3 protein-coding genes are annotated in these 1997 nt (G+C 62.2%); 2 read left to right on the top strand and 1 reads right to left on the bottom strand.

Going from position 1 to position 1997, the window contains the following annotated elements; translation table 11 throughout:
• Positions 1 to 315 precede the first annotated feature (315 nt).
• A complete protein-coding gene (locus Aau02nite_RS45910) occupies positions 316 to 633 on the top strand; it encodes a hypothetical protein (RefSeq protein WP_212995006.1) in 318 nt (105 codons plus the stop codon).
• Between the two features lie 345 nt (positions 634 to 978).
• Positions 979 to 1311: a DUF6879 family protein gene (locus tag Aau02nite_RS47210; RefSeq protein WP_345478736.1), complete on the top strand. Its 333-nt coding sequence runs from the start codon at positions 979 to 981 to the stop codon at positions 1309 to 1311.
• 113 nt (positions 1312 to 1424) lie between these two features.
• On the opposite strand, the gene Aau02nite_RS45900 is transcribed toward Aau02nite_RS47210, so the two are convergent.
• Positions 1425 to 1994, bottom strand: coding sequence for a flavoprotein (locus tag Aau02nite_RS45900; protein WP_246595956.1), 570 nt, complete (start codon positions 1992 to 1994; stop codon positions 1425 to 1427).
• Positions 1995 to 1997: the final 3 nt, after the last annotated feature.

Raw genomic sequence — 1997 nt, 5'->3', positions numbered from 1 at the left:
AGAACAACGACGGCTTCCCCGCCGGACACTGGCCCCGCTCGACCAACGACGTCATCGCCGACGGCAGCCTCAGCGGCGACAAGACCACCAACTGGCACCTACGCACCTCATAGACCGGCCCGCGGGAGATGCCATGAGCAACGATCGTGTCCACGTACCTGATCCCACACTCCTGCGACGAGCCGCCCGACGCATGACCATCGCCATCGCCATCGTGATCATGGTGGTGCTGACGACCTCTTCACCGCCGGAGGAATCAGCCTACTCACGGCCGGCGAATTGCCAGGGCTACCGCTCGCAGTAGGCGGTGCGGTGATGCAGATCGGCGCCATCGCCCTCCTGGTCGCGACCTGGCACGTTCGCCGAACTCTGGACGGCCAGACCATTGCGCGATCATCGCTCATGACGGCACGCCAGACATCCCGCTGGGTACGCCGTGCCACCCTCGCGACGGTCACCTTGCTCGTCGTCTACGGCTTGATCCGGCTGACTCTCGGCGATCAATGGACCCTCCTTACGGCCGGCGTCATCGGCGTCGCACTGTTCCTGCTCGCAACCAGCAGCAAGAACATCGGCCATGCTCAAGACCGAGCACTCAACACACAAGAAACTCAGGTACCACGGCGCGACTGACTCGTACCACGCTGCGGGGCGACCGCGTACGCCCGGCCGTCCATGACCGAGCCGGGGCCGAACAGGTAGCCGCCGAGCCGGACGCCGGCGCTCGGACGTCGACGCCCGGGACCGTCGTGGAGATTCCGGCCGGACGATCCATGTGATGGAGTGACATTGTGACGGCCATTTCTCAAGGTGATCTTGACGATCTACTTCGCACCTTTAAGAAGTCCTCAGATCACCTGGAGATGCGGGACGCCTACGGCGCAGAGTTTTGAACTTCCGTACATGGCCAAGGGGGCAGCCTAAGAACCAGACGATCTGGCCTGGCTCAACGACTGGTGCGCCACCCTGAGAGGTCATGTGGCCAGAGGCAAGACTGTACGTCGCGCTCGGGTGGTGAGCGAGCCGCCCCGCAACTACCAGCTCTGGAGCTACAGCATCGCGGGTCCGATGGTGGAAGCCGGTGAGGACATCCGCTGGATTCCTCGTGCGCTAGTGTCGACCATCGCCTTACCGGGAAACGACTTTCAACTATTCGATAAACGACTTGTTGTGTTCCTGCTGTATACCGGAAGCGGGCGGAATGCTGGAATGGAAACCTCTACCGATCCAGCCGACATCACACTCTGCCGCTCCGCGTTTGAGGCAGTATGGAAGACGTCAACGCCTCACCGTAAATATGAAGCCAAGTAGCTCTGCAAGAGTTCGAGTGTTGACCCAACCCAACGGTAGCGCCTGCGACAGCTACGGAGGCACTGACCAATGCACTGCGGCTGAGGTCTGCAGACCCGCTGTTGGATGCTGTATCAGACGTCAGGCACTGCAGCCTGTAGGGCTTTGACGGCTCTGTGCCAAGGGAAACGAGCGCTGGGTTCCGCGCCGGTTCCCGGCGGATGCGGGACCCACTCTCCGGCCCCGAGGAGGACACGAACCTTTTCCGAGCGCAGCTGTTCCACGGCGTCGATGAAGGGCCTACGTGCGGCGAGAGCGGTGTTAACGAAGGGAGCAATGATCACAGGAATCTGTCGGCCAATGGCCTCGGCAGCAATGTTGAGGGGGTAGGTGTCGTTGATGCCCGATGCCAGCTTGTTGATGGTGTTGTAGGTAGCCGGCGCGATGATCAGGCCGTCTACTGCACTGCTCCGGCGACTACCATGCCGCGGCTGCCCGTAGTCGGTTCGGATCGGCGCCCCGGTCATTGTTTCGAGTTGACTCAGGTCGAGCATCGGCACAGCCGCGGCGGTCGCGACCAATTGGACGGTCCATCCATCGGCCTGTGCGAGGTGGACGAGGTTGCCGACACGGTCTGCGGGGCCCGCTCCGCAGACGATGATGGTGAGCCTCTTGCCCAGCGTGCGCCTTAGACCCTGGTAAATAAG

The organism is Actinoplanes auranticolor, assembly GCF_018332655.1.
GTDB classification, from domain to species: Bacteria; Actinomycetota; Actinomycetes; order Mycobacteriales; family Micromonosporaceae; genus Actinoplanes; species Actinoplanes auranticolor.
Note: the sequence above shows the minus strand (reverse complement) of the source record. Positions and strands in the feature narration are given on the sequence as shown.

Bases quoted from the DNA above. Each gene is read 5' to 3' on its own strand.
- Aau02nite_RS45910 (WP_212995006.1), top strand. From the start codon at position 316: ATGCAGATCGGCGCCATCGCCCTCCTGGTCGCGACCTGGCACGTTCGC.